Annotated in this window: 23 protein-coding genes; 10 read left to right on the top strand and 13 right to left on the bottom strand. The window is 54.5% G+C overall.

All coding sequences use genetic code 11. The features are described from left to right. Positions 1-49: 49 nt before the first annotated feature. Positions 50-226: a hypothetical protein gene (locus tag HY913_14665; protein MBI4964518.1), complete on the top strand. Its 177-nt coding sequence runs from the start codon at positions 50-52 to the stop codon at positions 224-226. A 253-nt stretch (positions 227-479) separates the two neighbouring features. Here HY913_14665 and HY913_14660 read toward each other — a convergent pair whose 3' ends face one another. Then, on the bottom strand, positions 480-1,724 hold the full coding sequence (locus tag HY913_14660) for a 2-hydroxyacyl-CoA dehydratase (protein MBI4964517.1): 1,245 nt from the start codon (positions 1,722-1,724) through the stop codon (positions 480-482). A gap of 403 nt (positions 1,725-2,127) precedes the next feature. Here HY913_14660 and asnB point away from each other — a divergent pair, with 403 nt between their 5' ends. From asnB to HY913_14645, 3 genes are all read left to right on the top strand, one after another. Next, complete coding sequence (asnB, locus tag HY913_14655) at positions 2,128-4,011, top strand: asparagine synthase (glutamine-hydrolyzing) (GenBank protein ID MBI4964516.1); 1,884 nt, start codon at positions 2,128-2,130, stop codon at positions 4,009-4,011. Positions 4,012-4,674: 663 nt separating this feature from the next. Beyond that, positions 4,675-4,893 (top strand): hypothetical protein, encoded by a 219-nt coding sequence (locus HY913_14650; protein ID MBI4964515.1) that lies wholly within the window; start codon positions 4,675-4,677, stop codon positions 4,891-4,893. Between the two features lie 581 nt (positions 4,894-5,474). Further along, positions 5,475-6,041, top strand: coding sequence for a putative glycolipid-binding domain-containing protein (locus HY913_14645; protein ID MBI4964514.1), 567 nt, complete (start codon positions 5,475-5,477; stop codon positions 6,039-6,041). A gap of 23 nt (positions 6,042-6,064) precedes the next feature. On the opposite strand, the gene HY913_14640 is transcribed toward HY913_14645, so the two are convergent. From HY913_14640 to fdnG, 3 genes are all read right to left on the bottom strand, one after another. Continuing rightward, on the bottom strand, positions 6,065-6,397 hold the full coding sequence (locus tag HY913_14640) for a LysR family transcriptional regulator (protein ID MBI4964513.1): 333 nt from the start codon (positions 6,395-6,397) through the stop codon (positions 6,065-6,067). A gap of 97 nt (positions 6,398-6,494) precedes the next feature. Further along, positions 6,495-7,142 carry a formate dehydrogenase gene (locus HY913_14635; protein ID MBI4964512.1) on the bottom strand — a complete coding sequence of 216 codons (648 nt, stop codon included), beginning with the start codon at positions 7,140-7,142 and terminating at the stop codon, positions 6,495-6,497. A 15-nt stretch (positions 7,143-7,157) separates the two neighbouring features. Beyond that, positions 7,158-10,217 carry a formate dehydrogenase-N subunit alpha gene (fdnG, locus tag HY913_14630; GenBank protein MBI4964511.1) on the bottom strand — a complete coding sequence of 1,020 codons (3,060 nt, stop codon included), beginning with the start codon at positions 10,215-10,217 and terminating at the stop codon, positions 7,158-7,160. Between the two features lie 610 nt (positions 10,218-10,827). Between fdnG and HY913_14625 the strand changes: the two genes are divergently transcribed. Next, a complete protein-coding gene (locus HY913_14625) occupies positions 10,828-11,670 on the top strand; it encodes an MBL fold metallo-hydrolase (GenBank protein ID MBI4964510.1) in 843 nt (280 codons plus the stop codon). A gap of 75 nt (positions 11,671-11,745) precedes the next feature. Here HY913_14625 and yedF read toward each other — a convergent pair whose 3' ends face one another. Beyond that, positions 11,746-12,375 (bottom strand): sulfurtransferase-like selenium metabolism protein YedF, encoded by a 630-nt coding sequence (gene yedF / locus HY913_14620; protein ID MBI4964509.1) that lies wholly within the window; start codon positions 12,373-12,375, stop codon positions 11,746-11,748. A gap of 207 nt (positions 12,376-12,582) precedes the next feature. Here yedF and proC point away from each other — a divergent pair, with 207 nt between their 5' ends. From proC to HY913_14595, 5 genes are all read left to right on the top strand, one after another. Then, positions 12,583-13,392 carry a pyrroline-5-carboxylate reductase gene (proC, locus tag HY913_14615; GenBank protein ID MBI4964508.1) on the top strand — a complete coding sequence of 270 codons (810 nt, stop codon included), beginning with the start codon at positions 12,583-12,585 and terminating at the stop codon, positions 13,390-13,392. 408 nt (positions 13,393-13,800) lie between these two features. Next, positions 13,801-15,729, top strand: a complete 1,929-nt coding sequence (locus HY913_14610; protein MBI4964507.1) for a DUF4178 domain-containing protein — start codon at positions 13,801-13,803, stop codon at positions 15,727-15,729. Positions 15,730-16,097: 368 nt separating this feature from the next. Further along, on the top strand, positions 16,098-16,316 hold the full coding sequence (locus tag HY913_14605) for a hypothetical protein (GenBank protein MBI4964506.1): 219 nt from the start codon (positions 16,098-16,100) through the stop codon (positions 16,314-16,316). Positions 16,317-16,366: 50 nt separating this feature from the next. Next, the gene (locus HY913_14600) at positions 16,367-16,591 is read left to right on the top strand and encodes a DUF350 domain-containing protein (GenBank protein MBI4964505.1); all 225 of its coding nucleotides are present in this window, start codon (positions 16,367-16,369) and stop codon (positions 16,589-16,591) included. A 74-nt stretch (positions 16,592-16,665) separates the two neighbouring features. Then, a complete protein-coding gene (locus tag HY913_14595) occupies positions 16,666-18,213 on the top strand; it encodes a polyamine aminopropyltransferase (protein MBI4964504.1) in 1,548 nt (515 codons plus the stop codon). Between the two features lie 105 nt (positions 18,214-18,318). Here HY913_14595 and HY913_14590 read toward each other — a convergent pair whose 3' ends face one another. The 8 genes from HY913_14590 to HY913_14555 all read right to left on the bottom strand — a co-directional run bounded on the left by HY913_14590 (position 18,319) and on the right by HY913_14555 (position 21,792). Next, entirely contained in the window at positions 18,319-18,600 is a 282-nt protein-coding gene (locus HY913_14590; protein ID MBI4964503.1) for a CopG family transcriptional regulator, read from the bottom strand. Continuing rightward, positions 18,572-18,862 carry a BrnT family toxin gene (locus tag HY913_14585; protein MBI4964502.1) on the bottom strand — a complete coding sequence of 97 codons (291 nt, stop codon included), beginning with the start codon at positions 18,860-18,862 and terminating at the stop codon, positions 18,572-18,574. The genes HY913_14590 and HY913_14585 overlap by 29 nt, the downstream gene beginning before the upstream one ends. A gap of 202 nt (positions 18,863-19,064) precedes the next feature. Then, a complete protein-coding gene (locus HY913_14580) occupies positions 19,065-19,283 on the bottom strand; it encodes a type II toxin-antitoxin system HicB family antitoxin (GenBank protein ID MBI4964501.1) in 219 nt (72 codons plus the stop codon). Then, positions 19,280-19,567 (bottom strand): hypothetical protein, encoded by a 288-nt coding sequence (locus HY913_14575; protein MBI4964500.1) that lies wholly within the window; start codon positions 19,565-19,567, stop codon positions 19,280-19,282. The genes HY913_14580 and HY913_14575 overlap by 4 nt, the downstream gene beginning before the upstream one ends. Before the next feature lie 6 nt (positions 19,568-19,573). Further along, entirely contained in the window at positions 19,574-20,191 is a 618-nt protein-coding gene (locus HY913_14570; GenBank protein ID MBI4964499.1) for a sigma-70 family RNA polymerase sigma factor, read from the bottom strand. 389 nt (positions 20,192-20,580) lie between these two features. Further along, positions 20,581-21,042 carry a hypothetical protein gene (locus tag HY913_14565; protein MBI4964498.1) on the bottom strand — a complete coding sequence of 154 codons (462 nt, stop codon included), beginning with the start codon at positions 21,040-21,042 and terminating at the stop codon, positions 20,581-20,583. Between the two features lie 175 nt (positions 21,043-21,217). Continuing rightward, on the bottom strand, positions 21,218-21,592 hold the full coding sequence (locus HY913_14560; GenBank protein MBI4964497.1) for a type II toxin-antitoxin system VapC family toxin: 375 nt from the start codon (positions 21,590-21,592) through the stop codon (positions 21,218-21,220). Beyond that, positions 21,589-21,792 carry a type II toxin-antitoxin system VapB family antitoxin gene (locus tag HY913_14555; protein MBI4964496.1) on the bottom strand — a complete coding sequence of 68 codons (204 nt, stop codon included), beginning with the start codon at positions 21,790-21,792 and terminating at the stop codon, positions 21,589-21,591. The genes HY913_14560 and HY913_14555 overlap by 4 nt, the downstream gene beginning before the upstream one ends. Between the last annotated feature and the right edge of the window lie 21 nt (positions 21,793-21,813).

Here is a 21,813-nt window from a genome sequence, read left to right as displayed (position 1 = left end):
CACCTGTGGGGTGGGTGAGATGTGGAGGTGAGGGAAGGGGAGGGAGGAGATGGGGAGAAGAGAGGAGAGAGGAAGCCGGGGAGGGCGTTTTTGCAAAAACGCCCTCCCCGGACCCCACCCCAAAAACTCCTATATCTTCTTTAAGGAATTCGTTGCCTTCGCCATGATGCCGATGTCACGGAGCCTCCTCGCCCTCTCAGCCAACTTTACCTCAACGCCGTTCTGAACCCGCAGTCGCAAGGAGGGCCGGCGACAGATTTGCCTTCAAACCCTGACCAGGGCCGACTTCTGTTTCCGTTCATCGTTTTGACGAAGAGCGTTCCTTGTTTCCAGGCCCTGCCTGGAAACAAGGAACGTACAATGGAGTTTTTGGGGAGGGGTGCAGGGGAACCCCTTTTTGCAAAAAGGGGTTCCCCTGCAAATCCTTCTCCTCTTCTCTCTTCTCTCTTCCCTTTTCCTTCTTCCTTCCTCCTCCCGCGTCACCGTTGGTCGTCTAGTTGTTCGATGAATGCTTCTATATTGGTCTTAGTTTGTTCTTCGGAGTAGCATCGCAGGTCGTTAAGGTCGCCTTGGATTACCAGCGAGGGGACCTTGAGGCGTTTGGTCATGCGTTGGGGCATGGAGTAACGGCTGTTGGAGTTGTTCGGGCATGTTTTCGCGTCGTGGAAAATCACGCCGTCCACCCCGAAGCGCTCGATCCATTGGTCCATGTACGCCTCTTTATAGGATTCGTCTCGAACGATAAAAAGCTCCGTGTACGCTCTGGCCATGGACTCGAAGGGTTCCGCGGGGTCGAATGCGTCAAAGATCCAGCTATTGCAGTAGGTTGACGCGACGATATTTGTTTTGAGCGATGAAAACTGGTCGCTCAGATCCCTGAGCTTCCCCCAGATGGGCATGCCGTCCCAGTAGATCCTGTGGCGTTCGCCGTCTATTGCCGCGGTCTTTTGTGCAATGCGCTCGTCCAGTTCGTTCAGGAGCAACTTATAGTACTCCACTGCTTCGGGCAATCCTCGGAGGACCACCGCCGGAGCCATATGAATACTGGCGTCGAAAAAGGTCAACGGCGCGGGCTTGGCAGCTCCGCATTCCAGGACTTGTCGCCAGAGCCTGGTGCATTCCAGGGAAAGCGATACGACCTCACGGAGCCGATCCACGTCGAATCGATTCCCGGACACTTGCTCCAGGGTGGGGATCATGGCTTTCATCTGAGCTGCCAGATCCGTGATGTGGTACTGTTGGACCGCCTTAATGTTTCGGTGCGTGTGTATTCCCACGAGCGGAACATCCCATTCACGCGCGTAAAAGGCGAACCAGTCCTGAACGTCTCGGCACTGGTTGGTGTTATAGACCAGAATGTCGGCCTTTGGGATGGATTCCAACCCATAGGACTTGGTCAGCGGCGTCTGTCCCTTGAGGTAGGCGCCCACGTCGGACGTGAGGTAGGAACAGATGTCCGGCGAGTACCCGATTGAATTGGCTACCGGAATGAAATCCGTGGCCATGCGAGTCGCGCCCAAAAGAGCGCCGTGATTTTCAGGATAATAGACGAGGAATCCCATAGCGTGGAGGAGTTCCGCGGGTCCTACGGAAGTGCACCAGGCAACTTTGGGCCGGCCGGCCTTTTTCGCTGCATCCAGCGAGTGAAAATGATCGGCCATCAGTCTTTTCATTTCAGAAGCCGCTGCGAACGACTTTCTTTTAGCCTTATCTTGCTCGGCCATGAGTGTCTCCGGTAGAAGCGATTTCACGATGTTGTATTTTGTTCAACACGTTAAAGAATAATGAACGACCGGTATCAAGTCAAGGTTTAACGAAGATGGAAGCGAGTTCTGGCCTTGCGGTGTTCATTCCGGTGAACTCGTGCCTATGCGCTTTCAAATGAGTACCATTGAAAAGTTGGTTCCTTGCCGACCCTGGCAGATCTCCTCCGCTACGAACGCCTGACCTGACTTCGCTTCAGAGACCTGCCAGGGTCGGCTGCACCCATTGTCACCTGTTTGACCGCGCATTGGCACCACTCATTCCACCAGTTGGGTACGGAACAGACTGCTTCGCTTCCAATAAGCCGCGGTTTGGTATATTTTCCCATTTGCCGGCCGAACCACGGCATCCGAGGGCGTCCGAATGTGCGGAATTTGCGGAATTGTTGACTTCTCAGAGAAACCGTTCAGTGGAACGGTTGAGGCTATGACCTCCAGCCTGAAGCACCGAGGTCCCGACATGGGCGGGACTCATGCTTTTCCCGCGTGTGTTTTCGGGTTCCGAAGGCTGTCAATAATCGATCTTTCCGTTTCCGCCGGGCAACCCATGCTGTCACAAGATGGAACCACCGCGGTGGTTTTCAATGGCGAGATCTACAACTTCCGTGAAATCCGCAAGTTCCTGGAAAGCAAAGGCCATAGGTTCCGGACCCAATCGGACACTGAGGTCTTGTTGGAGCTGTACCTCCAAAAAAAAGAAGCCATGCTGGATGACCTCAACGGCATGTTCAGCTTCGCTATATGGGACGATCGCGAGAAACGACTGTTTCTGGCACGCGATCGTTTAGGAAAGAAGCCGCTTTATTACACTCATGCCAAGGACAGAGTCAGCTTTTCGTCTGAGCTTTATTCTCTGCTTCGAGATCCGGCCGTTCCTCGAGACCTGAATAATCAGGCGGTTTTTGAATACCTTCTTTACGACTTCATCCCGGCTCCGGACTCGATTTTCAAGGGAGTGTTCAAACTTCCCGCTGCTCATGCGGCGATCTTCGATGCCGGGGGATTTCGCGTTTGGCGTTACTGGGAGCCCCCTTTTCCTGAGGAATCGAACGACTACCCATCCCAGAGAAGCGCCCTGCTGGACTTGCTTCAAGATGCAGTTCGTTTGCGGCTCATATCGGACGTGCCCCTGGGCTCTTTTCTCAGCGGGGGCCTGGATTCCACCTTGATCACGGCCCTTATGCGCGAAAACGTTTCCAACAGGGTACGGACATTCAGCATATCCTTTCCGGGAACCAGCCATGACGAATCTAAATGGTCCAGGCTGGCCGCGGAGGCTCTAGCAACCGATCACAGCGAGCAACCGGTTGATTACGGTGTTGAAGACCTGTTGCCGAAGATGGTTCGCCATTTTGGTGAGCCCTTCGGGGATTCATCAGCGATCCCTACCTGGCGCCTTTGCGAAATGACCCGGCAGCACGTTACCGTGGCCCTGTCCGGTGATGGGGGCGACGAACTCTTTGGCGGGTACGAAAGGTATCTGGCCCGCCGCGTTCAACTGATCTACGATCTGTTGCCAACCGCGCTGAGACGCAAGGTCATAGAACCCTTGGTACGGAGTTTGCCTGCGACCACGGACTATTACGGAACCAGCGCGGCCAAGAAGTTGCTTCTTTTCGTGGAGGCGTCCGGACGTATTCGTGACAACCCTCTAGCAGTGGTGCCCAGGACCTTTTCGGTTCCACAAGTCGCGGGATTGACCGGTCTGCACTATCAAGCTGACTTGGACCCCGTAATCTCAGCCGCGAGACAATGGATGGGACTGGATCCAGTCAGCCGCATGATGCTGACCGACCTTCAGACATACTTGGCAGAGGACATCCTCACCAAAGTGGATAGAATGAGCATGGCTCACGCCCTGGAGGTGCGCAGCCCGCTGCTGGACTATCGAGTTGTCGAGCTTGCCGGCCGGATGCCGTTGAGGTTCAAGATAAGAGGCGTCGGGACCAAGAGGATTCTTCGCGATGCTGCACAGGGACGCGTCCCGGCCGAGATACTAGGGCGATCCAAGTATGGGTTCCAAATACCTCTTGGCTCCTGGTTCAAGGGTAGGCTGAAGAGTTGGGGCGAACAGCGGCTGATGGAGAGTACCCACGGTCTTTTCGACAAAAAGGGTGTTGAAGACCTTTGGAAAGAGCACCAACTGGGACGGGCCGATCATACTCACAGGCTTTGGCTGCTGATCTTTTTCAATGAGTGGCACGAGCAATTTCGACAAGAGACGGGCGTGATTTCCAGGACGGGATAAGGAGAAACGCTGTTTGCGGTCGAACCGGCCAAAGCCGGGAAAGGCTATGCAACTATCTCGTAGTTTCTCGCCTAAAAGCATTTGTCTAGGCGGACCCTCTACAAAGGGCCCGCCTAGACATTTTGACCATAGTAGCGATCTGCAGGGGATCTTACAGCCTTCTTTCCGGCTTCCACAAGACGAGACAACTCAGAATCGGCCATTGCTCCTTATCGCATGAACCCGGGGCTGTTTGGCATTGACGCCCGAGCCGCGGATCGCTTGGATACCTTGGCCGGAGGGGCACACGCCATGGGGAAACACGGGGGCGGCGGGCAGCACTTCACCGGGCAGGGCTTCTTCTGAGCGCAAAGAATGTTGTCGAGCAAACGAAACGGGGTGCCAATTATCCCCAGAATTGCACCTAAACAATCCCTCGGGCTGTCCAGCATTCCGCCTCCACCGAATCCCGGTCCGCACATTGGCGGAGGACATCCGGGGGGAGGGCACATTGGCGGCGGGCAAGCCTGCGGAGGGCAAGGTGCCGGCGCACACGCCTGTGGCGGGCAAGGCGCTGGTGCGCAGCCCTGAGGAGGACACGGCATCGGCGCGCAACCGGGGGCCTGATAGCCCACTGGCCCGCACCCCTGGGGCATGCAGGCCGGGGGAGGTGCGGAGCACTTCTTGGGTCCTACTTTCATGGGCATTTGCATCGGCGGCCCCATGGGACCGGGCATAGGCTGCATGTTGGCGAAAGCCTGTAAAGACCATGCGGCAATAAGCAGTGCGGCGATGGTCAGAACCGGAGCGATGCGCTTTCTGGTCATGAACCTCTCCTTTAACCATTACTCTGGAAACCGGCTGGCGCAGGAGGTATTAGCCGTTCCATATGAGTTTAGATAGAATTATCAGGTGTGAATATATCAAATTTGGATGCATTTTGTCAACAAAGTTATTTACCAGACTGTAACAATTCGATTATTACCGTACCAATTCCTTAGTACTTCACTTTAGCTCTGATCGGAAACCCACGCCCTGCGCACCCGGCAGAATCCCTTGGCTCCGCGGGAAAACTCCGTGATACCACTGCTCGGCCAAACGATGAATAATGCGGTGAATCGGACACGGACCTGCCAAGACCAAGATCCATGGCACCCCCGGGGCCGATATTGATGGGCTGTCGGGTGCCACTGACCTGGGCACCAGGTCAGTGCTGCTTTTGCTGCGAAGACGCCTTCACAGTTTGAAAGCGAGACGGTATGAAGCCTTCGTAGACGGGGCTCATGCAGTCTGCATAAACCGGAAAAGGTTCATCGGGAAGAAACTGGCAAATGGTTGAAATGAACGATATTATGCGAAAATAGAAGAAGAAGAGGGGACTCCTTGCGGGGAATGAAACGGTCTGTGTTCCCACGCTGTTACGGACTGTATAATCATTTGTAGGCAACTTGCCTCCATAAGTGCCCCTGAAGGATGCGCAGAAAATGATGACGCCAACCGCCATGTTCTTCTGGCGAAAAGTGGACCACCCCGGCCATGATAGCTGCCGCCTCTTCAAGCTATCCGATGGGTGGAGCCTTTCCGGAGCGGCCGTCTTCTGGGACGAAGGGATGCCGTGTCATTTTCGCTACGAAGTATCTGCGGACGGGGCGTGGAGGACGCGAAGCGCAAGTGTTTCGGGCTTTTTGGGCAAGAAGGCCATCGACCTGAGCATTAGATCGGTCGGGGCTGGAGAATGGCAGGTCAACGGCGTTTCAAAGAAGAGCGTGAGAGGATGTGTGGACGTTGATCTGGGCTTCACGCCGGCCACGAACAGGATTGCCCTAAGACGTCTGTCGCTGAAGGTGGGACAGCGCGCGGAAGCACCAGCCGCCTATCTAGAGTTTCCCGAGATGCGGCTCGTGATGCTCCCGCAAACCTACTTGCGGATTGGACCCACCGAGTACGAATACGAAGCTCCAACAGTAGGCTACTCCGGAACGCTGAGCGTATTGGCGTCCGGGGCCGTAATCAACTATCCGGGGTTGTTTGAGCTGGTAACGTCCGGCTAGCCCTTGGCCGCAAACATGCCGGACTAGCCTTTGTCCACAAACACCTTCTTGAACTTCGCGTGGGCTGATCGCGTGCAACTCCTCTGAAGCTCGGCAAACTGCGCCAAGAGCTTTTCTCCCTCAGCCGTCAGCCTTGAGCCGGAACTATTTGTATCTACGATCTTGAATCCCACCTGCCGCTCTGCATCCTTGATTTTTGCCCAAACGCTGCGGAAGGGAAGGTTCAGCTTGCGTGCCGCCTTGCTTATCGAACCCGTGAGCCGAACAGCCGTGAGAATCCGCAGCCTGCCTTCGCCGATTATGGGCTTTCCGCCTTCGTTTTCTATCCAGACTTTGCAGCGGAGCCTGACAGTCATCCTGGAAGTCCTCAGGCCGCCCGTCGGGGCGTTGTGAAATAGGCGGAGAACCGCCCCTGATAAACCACAGGGGCGGTTCTCCGTTTCCATGCAAACATCATTTCCCGGCGGCGTACTGGTAATACTTCTTGGGATCGTCTTTCACGATGAAGATCACTCTTACGTCGTCGGCGTTGAGGGCCGCGGCTTTGGGAAAAGATTTCTTGAGTTCGTCCACCCTTTTCTTTGCCAGCTCAACGATCTTATCCCTTTCCCCGAATGCCATCGTTCCGGTCGGGCATGACTTCACGCAGGCCGGAATCTGACCGGTGGAGATCCGTTCGAAGCACATGGTGCACTTGAACAGCTGCTTGGTTTTAGGGTCCTGCCGAGGGATGTTGTATGGGCAGCCTTCCAGGGTCTCCTTGAAGTTAAGGTCTTTGGTTTTGGGGGTGAAAAGAACCGCACCGGTTTTCTCGTCCTGAACTATTTCTTCCTTCTCTGCAGCAGCCATGCACCCGGGAGAAAGGCAATGTCTGCACTGATCGGTGAAAAAGTTCCAGTACACCTTGCCGTTCCCGTTAACTCCGTCCGCGAATCTCACGAGCTTCCAGGTGTCGGCGGACAGATCCTGCGGATTCTGGTAGCTGCCCCAGTTTTTAGTTGCTGTGGCCGGTAACTGATTCCACTGCTTGCAGGCAATCTGACAACCTCGGCAGGCAGTGCACTTGGAGGTGTCCACGAGTATTGAATATCCTTGCGACATCTCTTACACCTCCCCTTAAACTTTTTTGACATTGACCATGAAGCCCTTGTATTCGGGACACATGGTGTTGGCATCGCCCACTCCGGGAGTGAGCTGATTGGTTGAGTAGTTCTTATCGGACTTGGGCATGAGCCATCCAAAAGCAAACGGTAAGGCCACCTGATGCAGGACCTTGCCGGCCACCTTGAAAGGTCGAATGCGAGGTGTCACCATGGCGACGCATTCCACTTCGCCCCTTATCGACTCAACTTTCACTCGATCACCGTTCTTGATGCTGAGTTCTCCGGCCAGCTGCGGACTCATTTCGACGAAAAGCTCCGGCTGAGCCTCCAGGAGCCACGGCTGCCATCGAGTCATGGAACCTGAACACCAATGCTCAGTGATGGTGTTCGTGCTGCATATGATAGGGAATTTCGGGTCTCCTGAAGCCACCTTGTCCATGTCGCTCTTGAAGATCTTAAACACGGGATTGATCACCTGAGCTGACATTGGGTTCTTGCCGAGCGGGTTTTCATAGGGTTCGTACTGCTCGGGGAAGGGTCCGTCCGCCAGGCCGGGGCCAAAGAGGAACGCCCTGCCGTCCGGCTTCATGATGAAAGGAAGTTTCCCTTTCTCCTTGTCGCTCATGGGAGGCGCCGGTCCGTCCGGGACATCGCCGACCCATTTGCCGCCTTCCCATTTAAGTAACGGCCTTTTCGGATTCCACGGGTTGCCGCTGGGATCGCAGGAAGCCCGGTTGTAAAGCACTCGCCGGTTTACCGGCCAGCACCAGGCCCAGTTTGGATTAAGCCCTAGGCCAGTCGGGTCTTCCTTTCCGCGGCGGGCCATCATGTTCCCTGCATTGGTGTAACTCGCGCAGAAGAGCCAGTTTCCACAGGAGGTGCTCCCGTCTGCCTGTAGGAAGGGGAACGCCGGGACCAGATCTCCCTTCTTATAAGTGACATCTTTGCCCGCGGGATCTTTCAGCGTCACATCCTTCAGGAAATAGCCGTTACATTCCTTGGCCATCTTGTGGGGGTCGAACTTTCCTTTGTCGTCCACGTAGTCCCACTTGAGGTTGAGAATGGGATCGGGATACTTGCCGCCTTCTTTTTGGTAAAGCTCTTTCAGCTTCCGAACCAGCCTGTTGACCATCTCTCCGTCGGCAATGGCATCCGCGGGCGGCTCGACCGCCTTGTAGCGCCATTGAACCAGCCGACCGCTATTGGTGAGACTCCCCTCACGTTCCACCGAACAAGCCGCGGGCAGGAGAAATACTTCAGTCTTGACCTTCTTGGGATCCATCCCCGGAGTGTGCCAGAAGGAAGCGGTCTCATTGTTGAAAATGTTCGCGTGTACCAACCAATCCAGGTTCGCAAGAGCTTTGAGAGTTTTATTGGTGTTAGGGTGACTTCCCGCCGGATTCTGGCTCCAGAGGAACATGCCCTTTATCTTTCCCTGGTACATGACGTCACACATGTCGAGCCAGGAATAGGTCACTCCGTCGTCCGCCTTGGGCAGCCAGGCGTAGCCAAAGTCGTTTTCCTTGGTCGCCTTGTCTCCATAGAACGACTTGAGCAGGCTCACGGTATACTTGGGCGTGTTTGACCACCAGTTGACGGATTGCACCTCCGCTGTTTTCGGTGTGTTGTCCTTGAGATATTGCTCGAGGGTCTGCTGCGCCCCCCGGGGAACCTTGAGGTACCCGGGAATAAGATGGAACAGAAGTGCCCCATCCGTGGAACCCTGCACGTTGGGCTGTCCCCGAAGCGCGTTGATGCCTCCGCCTGCAATGCCTATATTGCCAAGCAACAACTGAATGATCGCACTTGTCCTGATGATCTGAGTCCCAAAGGTGTGATGCGTCCAGCCCAGCGCGTACAGCACGCTCCCTGCTTTGTCTCTCACTCCGGTAGAGGAATACGCCTCGTACACCTTCAGGAGATCCTCCACCGGGGTCCCTGTGATTTCCGAGACCTTTTCCGGCGTGTACCGAGAATAGTGTTTCTTGAGGAGTTGAAGCACGCACCGAGGGTTCTTATAGGTCGGGTCCGTCTCGGGAACACCCTTGGCATCCCGCTTAAAGCCCCACGTGGACGCGTCGTACTTCCGGTTTTGGGGATTGTACCCTGAGAAAAGACCATCCTTGAAGTCGTACTTGTCTCCAACAATGTAGGAGGCGTTCGTATAGTTGTCCACGTACTCCTTGAAATACTTGTTCTTTTCTAGAATATAGTTGATCATCCCACCAAGAAAGGCGATGTCTGTGCCGGACCTTAACGCGGCATAGATGTCCGCGACTGCGGAAGTTCTCGTAAAACGGGGATCCACGGAAATGACGGTTGCCCCGTTTTCCTTGGCCTTCATCACCCATCTCATGCTGATGGGATGGTTTTCGGCAGCATTGCTGCCCATGATCAGGAGGCAATCACTGTTTTTCAGATCCACGTAGTGATTGGTCATTGCGCCGCGCCCGAACGACTCTGCCAGAGCCGCAACTGTTGGGCTGTGTCAAACCCGGGCCTGATGGTCCATATAAACGATGCCCAAGGCCCTAACCATCGCGTTCAGGCCCCAGATTTCTTCCATGTCGATGTTGGAGCTGCCCAGGTGTGCAATGGCCTCGGTTCTGTTGACCACCTGACCTTTGGCGTTCTTCTCGACAAAGGTGGCGTCACGGGTGGTCTTGGCCCGTTTGGCGATTTCAGTGATGGCCCAGTCCCAGCTTTTCTCCTCCCATTTGTCACTGAAAGGAGCCCTGTACAGGACTTTGGTCAACCGGTTCGGGTTGGCCGCTGTGGTCTGAAAGACTGACGCACCTTTTGCGCACAACGACCCTTCATTGGTTGGATGGTCAGGGTCGCCTTCGATGTTGATTATTTTTCCGGCTTTCGTGTCCGTACTCACGATGAGGCCGCACCCCACCGAGCAGTACGGACAAATGGATGTGGTGTTCTTCGCGCTCTTCATTTTGTCGATCTTGAGTTCATCGGCATACGCCTTCACCGGCCCAAGATCCAGCCCTAATGAAGAGAGCGCCACACCAGCTCCTAGCGCGCCGGAGATCACAAGAAAGTCCCGGCGAGTCAAATCCATGTGAACGACCTCCTTTCGATGATGTTCCAGAGCATGGATGGATGCGCTGCCCGACAACACGCGGCTATGACGAGACTGATTGCCTCAGCGGACAACCGGACGGTCCCCGACCCTTGGTCCTCTTTCCGGGCAGAACGCGTCACGAGATCCGTGACCGCCACGGAATCAGGGTCTCATCAAAATCAGCGGTTTTTGAGCAACGAAAAATAAGTCAAGAATGATCTGCACCTATGTCTGTCATGACATAATCGCCAAAAGTGGTCAAGATTAATTCGGAAGTAGCTCGGCAACCTGTGAACATCCTGCAATATTCCCGCAAAATCTCAGCCGAAACGTTATGGTGAAAAGCGCATAACCCCGGCAGTGCGTCGAGGAAGCCTTGTTCGATCCAATGTTTAAGTACCTAAGGTTTCCTCGCGGATTTCCGTACATCGGGTTCGCAGGACCTGTCCAAATGATTTGCTATGGGATCTGTGGCTTCGAGAGGGTCTTTGTTGACTTTCATGATGGAAATATGCTAATAATACTCGTAGCTTCAAAGCACTGTCTGTGTGTTTCGGCCGACAAAGCAGCAACCACCCGATGATCGTGTCGGGACGTGGAATAACTCATGCTGGTCAAATTCTGGGGTGTGCACGGCAGCCTGCCCCGACCCGGACCCACCACACTCAAATACGGCGGAAACACTGCCTGCGTCGAGGTTCGTTGTGGCAAGACGCTTATCGTCTTTGATGCCGGTACCGGAATCAGAGACCTGGGAGAAGACCTGTGCGAACGCTGCGAGAAATCGGGCGATAAGGACGAAAGGATCACGGGTCACATCTTTTTTTCACACTTGCACTGGGACCATATTCAAGGATTCCCCTTTTTCGCTCCTGCATACATAAGCGGCAATCAGTTTCATCTTTATGCCGCCCAGCAATTGGACCACACTTTTGAGAAGCTGATGCGTGACCAGATGTCTGAGCCCAACTTTCCAGTGGCATTGGACAGGCTGAGCGCGTCTATTACATTTCATGATTTGAAATCAGGGGAAAGAGTTCAAATCGGCGATGTGATGGTGTTTAGCGAGGAATTGAGTCATCCAGGCGGAAGCCTGGGTTTCAGGGTTGAATTCGAGGGGAAAAGCCTGGTTTACGCTACGGATACGGAACTCGTCGCAGAATTGTACACAACCATGCTAAAGCTCGCTGCCAATGCTGACATTCTCATTTTCGACAGCATGTTCACTCCCGAGCAATATTTGGGAACCGAAGACAATTGCTGCCGCCGCGATTGGGGACACAGCACCTGGGAAGGCGCGGTCGAGATCGCCAAAGCAGCCGGTGTCAAGCATTTGGTCCTTTTCCACCACGGCAACCAGGATAGCCTGGTGGATGAGATCCAAGAGAAAGCGCGAGAGAAATTCCCTCACACAACAGCAGCGTACGAAGGCCTCCAGGTAGAGATGTAATTGTTATAAAAAAGAACCATTCCAGAAATGGCTTTCCACCTTTTGGAAATGGCGACCACCGCCCAGAAGCAGTTATCAATCCGGGGAAATCACTTTCGTAGCCGCATTCATTGACTCGATCACTTCGTACATGTTGGTCACTTTACCCACCCTCAATTTGTCTTCGAGACCAAAAAACTGGAGGCACGTTCCGCAGGACAATATTTCCACGCCTCTTTCCTGGAGCATGGATACGGCCTCGACCGCTTCATCGTCAACAGTGGTAAGCTTGACGCCGGAATTGATGAAGACCATTCGCCACGGCTTCGGGTCAATGTCAATCCAAGTCCTGAGGAACCCGCGCATCAGTTTCTGTCCCAGTTCGTCATCTCCGCGCCCCATGCAGGCGTTCGCGACGTAGACCACGTTGCGCGTCTGAGCGGATGGCTCCGGAAGCGGGCATGGGATAAGCTGTTCCTGCGATTCCGGGCCGGCATTTGATTCCGCCTTCCGTATATCAATCTCGAATTGGCTCTGACCATTCTCCCGGATCTCAACCTGAAAGCCCTTGTTGCGGGCAAAACGGCTCACGTTTTCCCTGGATGTCTCGGTGTCCACGAGCACCTTGAAATGATCGGACAATTGCTCATCGATGACCCTTTTTGTTTCGAGGACCGGCTGAGGGCATGAAAGGCCCCTTGCGTCCACAGTAAGAATGTTCGCCATGATCGCTTCCTCCTCCTGAAAGTCACCCAGCCGAATTCGTGGGCGAGATATGCCCGATCCGCCACGTCTGTTTCGGACAAATTTTATGCCTTTGTCTTGTTATTCCGTGGTAGTATTCGTTGCTCAGAGTATACACGTACCTATAGGACATGTCTATACATGAAATCGTGCTGACCTCTGGAGACCGAGCGATCGCAGGAGAAATAAGTGAATAAGATAAGCTTCATCGGCGCAGGTAATATGGGCTCTGCACTCATCCGCGGGCTGGTCCGCTCCAAACAAGCCGCCGCGAACATGATATCGGTTTTTGACGCGGACTCGGTTAAATCGCAGTCGCTGGAGAAAGAACTGGGGATTCGTGCGGTAGCGTCTTTGGAAGACACTCTGGCGCCTGACACCTCAATGCTCCTGCTGGCGGTGAAACCTCAGACAATCGGCGAAGTGGTGCGCTCTGTGGCTGACAAGATCCATGACAAATTGGTGGTTATCTCTATTGCCGCGGGAATACCCACAAGCTTCATATTGTCCTGTCTGAATAAGCCGGCCAGAGTCATCCGAGCCATGCCCAATGCAGCGGCCATGGCCGGCCGGAGCGCAACGGCTCTGTGCAAAGCCGGAATCGCGGATGAGGCAGACCTGGAAATGGCTCTCGGTCTTTTTCGCGCTGTGGGGGCCGCTGTGGCGTTGGAAGAGAAAATGATGAACGTGGTAACAGCCCTCTCTTCCAGCGGCCTGGCTTATCTTTTCGTGATAATGGAGGCGCTGACCGATGCGGCTGTCCGCATGGGAATGGATAGACCCACCGCAAGACAACTTTCCGTGGAGACGGTAATGGGCGCCGCAACAATGGCTGAGGGGACGGTTCCTTTCAGTGAATTGAAGGATCGTATAACATCTCCGGGCGGCACTACAATGGCCGCCCTGCATGTGATAGAACGAGGCGGATTACGCGGAATCATCATGGACGCGGTAGAAGCCGCTACACGACGAGGAGACGAGCTGGCGCAGCAGAAGTAGGGGAAGAAGGGTTTTGCGGGGAGAACCTTTTTGTAAAAAGGTTTCTCCCCGCACCCCTCTCCAAAAAATTCTATATCCTGCGTGGTTGGCGGTTTCCGCTGGCAGCGGAAGCCGCCAACCACGAAATATAGGGTTTCTTGAGAGGCGCACGGCGGAAACCGCTTCACCAACAACAGCTTCCGCTGTGACCTACCCTCTTCAGGACTGATTCACACAAGCGGCGGTTGGCCCCGCGAGGTTAAGACATCAGAGTTTCTTACACACACCATTGTCGCCGTGGCGACAATGGTCTAAAATAATGGGAGTTTTTGGGGAGGGGTCCGGGGAGGCCCTTTTTGCAAAAATGGCCTCCCCGGAAATTATTCTCAAAGCTCCCGGATTTTGAAACCGTTTCGACTCTCGGAGACCATGGAAAGAAAATTTCAATGTCCGTCTTGTGGAGGAGCCAACAAGGTTACCAATCCCGGTATCCTGATGAAGATCTGCGATTACTGCAAGACCGCGATCTATTGGGACAAGGAATCGGCTTTACGAGCGGGCAACAAGTCCATGGATCTTCCCCAATCCGCGCGATTCAAGGTCGGCGCGACCGGAAAGATCAGAGGGCGTTCGTTCACTGTGTTGGGACGACTCACTTATGCTCATGACCAGGGGGTCTGGCACGAGTGGTTCGTGGAGATGCAAGACGGGCAAATTATGTGGCTCACAGAGGACGAGGGCGAACTCTTTCTCGAAACTCCACTGGAACTGGTGACTCCGGCGCCGCCTTTCGAAGAGCTGCAGCCGGGAATGCAGATCACCCTGAACGACAAGGTGGGGGTTGTGGAAGAAATCGGAAAGGCCCAGTGCCTTGGAGGAGAGGGCCAGATCCCCTTCCAGGTTGAAATCGGGGAAACCTATCCTTATGCAGACGGCGCGGGGGGTGACGGCAGTTTTTCTTTCGGGCTCGAATATGATGCTCAGACAGGGAAGCCGAGCGCGTTTATCGGAAAAATCCTCGACATAAAGGAAAGTAAAGTAAGACCGGAGGATCGCGAAGGGCCGGCCGAACGCACTGGCGAAATCATACGCTGCACCTCCTGCGGAAAGCCTTACGAGGGACCCAGGGCCGAATCCACCAAGATGGTGGTATGCGCGGCCTGTGGATCTGCGCTCCAATTGGATGAAGCACAGCTTCGGGTCGTTGGCAAGAACCCCGGCAAGAAACCGGGCTTTTCTCTGAATGTCGGTACTCCGGTCACCCTGGAAGGGATCAAATACGAGGTTATGGGGCGCCTCTACTACGCGGAGGTTGAAGAAGGGCTTGAGTACGGGTCTTTCGAGTATGTCCTATACAATGCGCAGCAGGGGTATCTGTGGCTGTCCGAGGAAAGCGGCCATTTCACCATAAGCCGCGTGGTGCATTCACGGGTCGCGGTGCCGCCGATTCCGGTGGCCAAGATGGCCGTGCGGGTTGGGTCGGAGACCTTCAAGATATTCGAAAGCGGCACAATGGCCATTAAATGGGTTGACGGAGCTTTGCCCTGGGTCGCCGCAATAGGCCAGTCGACCCGTTACACGCATATGATCAAGCCGCCGGAATATGTCGATCAGGAAATTACCGGCAAGGAGGTGGAGCTTTTCCGGGGGCGTTACGTCGATCACGGCGAAATGCTGGCCGCTGTTCCCAAGGAAACCAGGCTCCCGGAACCTCGCGGGATTTATTCCTGTCAGCCTTACGCCCCATCTGCGTGGATCGAAGGAATAGGAACGATCGGCGCGATCTTTGTACTGGTAAATATCCTCCTGCTGTTCTACAGCCTCATGGCTGGCAAGGCCACACCGATCCTTCAGGAAACCGTTACCTCTGCCCAGTATTCCCAGGAACAGATGACCGCCCCTTTCAAGGTTCCCCGTGATAAAAGCATTTTGCGCCTCTCGGGGTCGGCTCCGGTGAACAACTCGTGGCTGGCGCTCGACTTTGCGCTCGTGGACACTGACGATCGTGTGATATCCGAGCTTTATGACGAGTCGTCTTACTACCACGGGCAAGACTCGGAAGGCTCCTGGTCTGAAGGCTCCGCTTCGTTCGGTTCTTACTTCAGGGTTAATAAGGCCGGCAATTATCGACTGCTCGTGCACGGGACCGGCGGCAGCGGAACCAGCGGACCTTCAAAAAACGAGAACGTGAAGCTGAGCTTGACCGCGGACAATACGATTTCCTGGTATTTCATTATTCCCCTTATCCTTGCGGCTTTGGTGGGATTGGTAGAACCGATGCTCCGCTGGAGCTTCGAGACTCGACGATGGTCTGCCGTCAGCGGATCAGGGGATGATGATTCGGGAGACGACGACTGATACGAACTATGATCGACTGGAGAGAGTTAGCGAGGCATGAGAATCGAGCAGCGGCTTGCAACGAACGCCCCGCCGCTGGGACTGCCCGTAAAGAAATGAACCTTCGATAAACCTGTGACGCCGCGCTAACTGTCATTGCGAGGGCGTTAGTCCGAAGCAATCTCTATTGGTGGGACAGGCTTCCAGCCTGTCTATTTGAATGACCGGCAAGATGCCGGTCCCACCAGCAGGATGCCGTCCCAGGGGAAATGCGTTGCATAGTCGTTTCTCTCCTCGCGATGACAATTCGAGATAACTGTAAGTTGGAGCATTTGCGCCGAGACATTGTTTTCTGAGTGCAAGGTCACGGGACGATTCCCGGAGGTGGTTTGAAGAATTTCCTGGCAAAACTGCTGGTGGCCGGCTTTCTCCTGGCTGTGACCGTAACGGCATATGAGGCCGCGTTTCACGGCTGGTTTCTGCCGAGCCAGCTCGACAAACCGGTCAGCTTGAGGGACGGTTCGACCAGGGCCCAAACCCGCGGGTACGGGGTTTATTTTCTCGGAGGCAGATCGCATTACGGAGGGGGGTACCGCGGCGGAAAGTAGCCGCGACCTCGATTGTCGTCAACAGGTAATCCCTTTGTTGGAGGAGTAATATGGAACAAGGTTCATACCATCTGGCGCTTTGGCCTGTATTGAGCACCGTGGTTTATTCCGTCATCGGCCTGGGAGTGTTTGCGATAGCTCTTTTCATTATGCAGAAGGTCACTCCCTTCTCCATAGGGAAAGAAATAGAGCAGGACCAGAACATCGCTCTGGCTATTATCATTGGATCGGTTTTCATATCCCTGGCCATAATTATTCAGGCGGCAATAAGGTAGCGGCTGCGGTTGCAGCATAAAGTCTGTTGGGCTTTAAGACTCATGTCTGAGAAGGCCCTCAAGGCTCAACTCTGATGAATCAATCTTTTCCAGGGATCTTTCTTCTTGCCGCGGTATTTGTGGTCGCTGTCTGCGGCCTGATCTACGAACTGATTGCCGCATCCCTCTCGTCCTATCTGCTGGGCAGTTCCATCACCCAATTTTCCCTGGTGATAGGTGTTTTTCTGACAGCTATGGGAATAGGGTCGTACCTGACCCGGTTCCTGAAGAAGGACCTTGCCGACGCGTTCGTAGCAATTCAGATCGGTATCGGTCTGTCCGGAGGACTTTCCGCCGCGGTTCTCCTCGCAGCCTTTTCCGTTCTGCCTACGTACTTGCCGATTCTTATCGGAGTGCTTGCCATCACAGGCACCCTGGTAGGAATGGAAATCCCCATTTTGATCAGAATATTGAGGAGCCAGGAGGCGCTCAGGGTGACCGTCTCCAATGTGCTGGCGCTGGACTATATAGGCGCTCTTATTGCGTCTTGCGCTTTTCCGCTGCTCCTCGTCCCTCATCTAGGACTATTGCGAACCTCCTTCGTTTTCGGTTTGATTAACGTTGCAGTCGCTGGGGTTGCCCTCCGTGTTATGGGCTACATGCTGCGAAGAAAGAGGATTCTCGCGGTCCTGGCTTGCTTTTCCGGTGTCGTGTTGGCTGTAGGACTTGTCGGCTCCGGAGCTTTCGCGTCTCTGACAGAGACGCTCCTGTATCAAGACGACATCGTTCTGGTCCGACAGACCCCTTATCAGCGAATCATCGTCACCAGATGGCACAACGACACAAGGTTGTTTATTGACGGAAACCTCCAGTTCTCCTCTGTTGACGAGCATCGGTATCACGAGGCGCTCGTTCATCCGGCTATGGCCGCGTCGCCGGGGGCCAAGCGGGTCCTTATCCTGGGAGGCGGCGATGGTATGACCGCACGGGAAGTCCTCAAGTATTCACGGGTCGAGACTGTCGATCTGGTGGATTTGGACGCGGAAATGATTCGGATTTTCAGGGAACGGCCTGTGCTTGCCGAACTTTCGGAAAAAGCGCTCCTGCATCCCAAGGTCAAGGTTCATGTAGAGGATGCGGGCAAATTCCTCGAACAGTCGGCCGACTCATGGGATGTCATATTCCTTGACCTGCCCGACCCCAACAACCTTTCCCTGGCCAGACTCTATACAAGGAGCTTCTACAAGCTGCTATCCCAGCACCTTAGCGTAAACGGAATTGCCGTCACCCAGGCAACAAGTCCATTTTACGCGGCGGAAGCATTCTGGTGCATTGTTCGTACCTGGGCCGATGCACCTCTGGGACCGGAAGGGGAGGCGCGCTTCAAGGTCTATCCGTACCATGCCTATGTCCCGTCTTTCGGGGACTGGGGCTTTGTGCTGGCCTCCCGCCGCGAGGTCGATCCCAAGAAACTGTCCCTGTCCAAAGAAATACAGTTGAGATTCCTCACGAATGAGCTTCTGCCCACTCTTTTTGCATTCCCCAAGGACTCCTCACCCCCTCCGGAAATACAGGCGAACCGCCTGGATAATCAAGTTTTGGTTAAATACTACCGGAAAGGCTGGAGACGCTTCGGCCCGTGAAGGATGAGAGGATGAAAAGGTTCCGGGGCTCCCGTTTCTGTAAAAACTGCCGTGCGCAGGACGACTAATACAAGAAAAGCCCTTTGCCGTTGCACCATCTTTCAACTACCCATTTGCGCGATTGCCGGCGATCTTTGCGGACCGACGCTGTCGAGCCTCCGACTGTGCCTCGACGTAAGCGTCAAGCAACTGTCGGATCATGCGCTGATACTGCGTATTATGTTTCGTTGCCTCAGACTTGAAGAAATCGACGCTCTTCTTGCTGAGGGAAATGGTTACCTTGACGGACTCCTCTCGAAACGCCAGTTCAGAAGGAGACGGGAGAAAATCAGGGATTATCTTGACGTCGCCCAACGGTTCATCGTGGTACTTTATTTTTGCGCTCATAAATCGCCTTACCTTTCCGCCAATAACCGGCCCCAATTATGCGGATCACGTCGCCGCGAAACGTGAACCGAACAGTAAGAACTCCGCCACCCACCTTTCCAAAACAGTAGTAGCGTTTTTCCCTGTCGCTGTGACTCGAGTCCTCAGCGATGACACGCAGCGGGTCTGCGAAAGCGTATTGAGCATCAGCGAAGGAGACCCCGTGCTTCTCCTGGTTTTCCAGGTCCTTGTTCAGGTCCCAGTCGAAATACGCCCTTATCATAATCCTAGTTTATCATCGCCAGGCAGATTATGCCATACCTTTATATGGTGTTTTGTATGGTAGTTCTCGGACCTCTACGCCAAACATCCAATCACCTAGGATGTCGTGAGCAATGCGAACCGCATCGCTCGCAGCAACAGAGCCTCGAAACGCGAGCGATGCGGTTCCCGTTGGTCACCGCATCCTACCCACTGACAGCCGCTCACGCGACTTGATAAATGACAGGACGATAACGAGGTTCTGGGATAGGCTTGCCATGCTCGCGTGCTGCCTCAAGCCAGGCGGCCCGGGCTTTGTGAACTTCATGCAGGGCTTCTTCCGGGGTTTCGCCGAAAGCAGAACAGTGCTTCAAATCGGGTATGTCTGCAATGTACCCCTCATCCTCTTCACTGTGGAACAGGTTGATGTGATAGTCTTTCACTCGTCATCCTCCACGTGGAGATTGTCATGTTCTTGGGGGCCGCTTTCATCTTTGTTCATGTGTTGGAGGGCTGTGAGCAGAGCCTCATATTCCTCGTCGCACTCGCCGCAGATGTTTAAATGATGTTGCACTGCTTCAAGCGAGTCCGGAATCGGCTTGCTTGTAAGCTCGCACTCTGCAAACTCCGCCATCTTGTCGAGGCACTCGTTACAGTTTAACTCATGATCCCGCGTCATGCTCAGCCCTTGCACGAGGCGCTTTATTTGATCAAAGGTTAGTGACATGGGATTCTACCTCGTCGGACTCTCCAAAACATCACGCACCTGTTCGACTTCATAGCCGGCAGCCTCTAGGGCTCGCCTTAGCGCTTTGCGCGCGTCATGAGAGAGTTTGTAAACAGCGTTCCTCGTGATACTCATTTGCCGCGCGATCTCATCCTGCGGCATCTCGTTAAGCTCGGCCAGCAGCACGTTCCGCTGGCGCTCTGTGAGCTTGGTGCGGACCAACCGATGCATGAGAGCGATCAGACTGTTAAACGCAATGGCCTCGAACGGATTGGCCGATGTGTCGACTTCGTCCGGCAAAAAACCGCGTTTCTCCCTCAATTCTTCCAGGGAGACGTTGTTCCAGTGCCTGCGCCGCAGTTCCGAATATGCGACCCGCAGTGCGATGGCGAGAGCCCAGGTAGTAAAAGCGCTGCGTCCTTCAAACCTGTCCAGACTATCCAGAATGCGAACCAGCGCCGTCTGGACCACGTCCTCAATGAATTGTTCGTCGGTTCTGGGGCGGCCGGACAACCCGCTGCGGACGCCTTTAAGCAAGAAGACGCGTAACTCACCCAGCGAGGCTTCGCGATCAATGCTTTTGGGTGCCAGACGCTGCGGCCATTCGTGCTCGGGATTGCTCATAATGGTTCAAAACCCGGAATTTTCCGGAAGAGCATCCGGGGAGGGCGTTTTTGCATCCGTCGTCCCGGCGAAAGCCGGGACCTTGTAGGCACCGGCCTCCGTGCCGGTGCACATTTTGGCCGGCAGGGACGCCGGCCCTACGATTCCTAGCGTACGCAGGAATGACGGTCTCCAGACCCCTCCCCAAAAACTCCCATGATTTTCTGCCATTGTCGCCAGGGCCGACAATGGCATGCTACAGGTAAGTGTGAGGTCTTTTTAGCCACGAGGTTTTGAAACCGCTTCTAACTCTGTTGGAGTCAACACTGCGAGGCACGCCTGGCCCGCGGGCGATCCCGCGTCGGCGCGGGACGGCGCCCCTGCCTTCATCCGTTGAACGTTCATTCGCATTACTTGGTGTTTTTCTTCACCAGGTCGGGCCAGTTCTTCTCAGCGTCCGCGATGTAGCCTTTCAGGTCCTTGTTGAACAGATCCAGCACCGCCTGATTGAAGTTGAGATAGAGTTTTCCATCCCTGATCTGCCATGTGCTAATGTCCACGGGAAACAAATGTCCCTTAGCCACGCCGAAAGCGCAATAACCCCCGTACTGCGGAACATACTTCTGCGGATCCGCCTCGAACGCGGCCTTGTGCTCCTTGGACGCGAAAAGATACATAGCTCCGTCATGGGTTGCCGAAATGGCGGGGTCACCGTACATGGGCTTCTTGTCGGTGAAGAAGGCCACGGGATCGTACCCGCTCAACGCGATGCCGCTGGCGCCGGCCACATTTACAAGGTCCCCGGCGAACACCGATGTGGTGAGCATACCCAATGTTGCGATTGATGCAATTAAATATAGTAATTTGTTCATGACATTGATCCTTCTATTTCCGTTGTTGTTGCTACTCTGCTTGTTGCCGCGGCCTTTACGGTCGCTCTATCTGTCAGATGTCATGACCGGCCTTCTTCTTACCCCCTGGGTTAAGATTTTTTTCAGCGTCAGTCCCAATCGGCCGCGAGCGTAACGAACCGGCTGCATTGCCCTGTTATGTGCGTAGCACAGGCCTGTATCTTATGCCAAGCCTCTCGTTGGCTTCATTTAGCCTTCTGTCAGCGGTCCACATCGGTACACCCGTCAATACGGCGGAGGCAGAGAGATGGAGGTCAATGTAACCGAGTCCCATTCCGTTTAGATGGTTTTGCTCTATGAAGTGGAGGACCTCTTCGTGCTTTGCCTGCGTTGCCAGTGGAAGAAGTTGCAAGAGTGAAAGGATTTCATGCCTGTTCCTGAGATTGCCGCACGCAAGCTCGCCAATAATGAACGGGTGGCACATCACTTCTCCATTGTTCAGCAGCCGTTCAAGGTCCGGATCTCCCTCCCGAAGGTGGCGCACCCACACCGAAGTGTCTACAAGAATCATTTTCGCCGCTCTGCGGTTCTTCTGCGGGGAACGGCCTTCAATTGCCTCTCTGTTCCCCCCAGTTTCGCCAGCCTCTTGGCGCTCTCTCTGGCTATTAGTGCCTCCAGGCCAAGTTTCACCAGCGTTGTCTTTTCCTTAATCCCGGTCAGCTCCGAAGCTTTCTCGACCAAAGTGTCTTCGATGTTCAGTGTGGTTCTCATCGCTATGTGCCTCTCATCTAG

The sequence above is a fragment of the Desulfomonile tiedjei genome, from assembly GCA_016212925.1.
Lineage (GTDB): Bacteria > Desulfobacterota > Desulfomonilia > Desulfomonilales > Desulfomonilaceae > JACRDF01.
Note: the sequence above shows the minus strand (reverse complement) of the source record. Positions and strands in the feature narration are given on the sequence as shown.

Coding starts and splice junctions, on each gene's coding strand:
- HY913_14665 (MBI4964518.1), top strand. CDS start 50: ATGGGGAGAAGAGAGGAGAGAGGAAGCCGGGGAGGGCGTTTTTGCAAA.
- HY913_14660 (MBI4964517.1), bottom strand. CDS start 1,724: ATGGCCGAGCAAGATAAGGCTAAAAGAAAGTCGTTCGCAGCGGCTTCT.
- asnB (MBI4964516.1), top strand. CDS start 2,128: ATGTGCGGAATTTGCGGAATTGTTGACTTCTCAGAGAAACCGTTCAGT.
- HY913_14645 (MBI4964514.1), top strand. CDS start 5,475: ATGATGACGCCAACCGCCATGTTCTTCTGGCGAAAAGTGGACCACCCC.
- HY913_14640 (MBI4964513.1), bottom strand. CDS start 6,397: ATGACTGTCAGGCTCCGCTGCAAAGTCTGGATAGAAAACGAAGGCGGA.
- HY913_14635 (MBI4964512.1), bottom strand. CDS start 7,142: ATGTCGCAAGGATATTCAATACTCGTGGACACCTCCAAGTGCACTGCC.
- HY913_14625 (MBI4964510.1), top strand. CDS start 10,828: ATGCTGGTCAAATTCTGGGGTGTGCACGGCAGCCTGCCCCGACCCGGA.
- yedF (MBI4964509.1), bottom strand. CDS start 12,375: ATGGCGAACATTCTTACTGTGGACGCAAGGGGCCTTTCATGCCCTCAG.
- HY913_14610 (MBI4964507.1), top strand. CDS start 13,801: ATGGAAAGAAAATTTCAATGTCCGTCTTGTGGAGGAGCCAACAAGGTT.
- HY913_14600 (MBI4964505.1), top strand. CDS start 16,367: ATGGAACAAGGTTCATACCATCTGGCGCTTTGGCCTGTATTGAGCACC.
- HY913_14595 (MBI4964504.1), top strand. CDS start 16,666: ATGAATCAATCTTTTCCAGGGATCTTTCTTCTTGCCGCGGTATTTGTG.
- HY913_14590 (MBI4964503.1), bottom strand. CDS start 18,600: ATGAGCGCAAAAATAAAGTACCACGATGAACCGTTGGGCGACGTCAAG.
- HY913_14585 (MBI4964502.1), bottom strand. CDS start 18,862: ATGATAAGGGCGTATTTCGACTGGGACCTGAACAAGGACCTGGAAAAC.
- HY913_14575 (MBI4964500.1), bottom strand. CDS start 19,567: ATGTCACTAACCTTTGATCAAATAAAGCGCCTCGTGCAAGGGCTGAGC.
- HY913_14570 (MBI4964499.1), bottom strand. CDS start 20,191: ATGAGCAATCCCGAGCACGAATGGCCGCAGCGTCTGGCACCCAAAAGC.
- HY913_14565 (MBI4964498.1), bottom strand. CDS start 21,042: ATGAACAAATTACTATATTTAATTGCATCAATCGCAACATTGGGTATG.
- HY913_14560 (MBI4964497.1), bottom strand. CDS start 21,592: ATGATTCTTGTAGACACTTCGGTGTGGGTGCGCCACCTTCGGGAGGGA.
- HY913_14555 (MBI4964496.1), bottom strand. CDS start 21,792: ATGAGAACCACACTGAACATCGAAGACACTTTGGTCGAGAAAGCTTCG.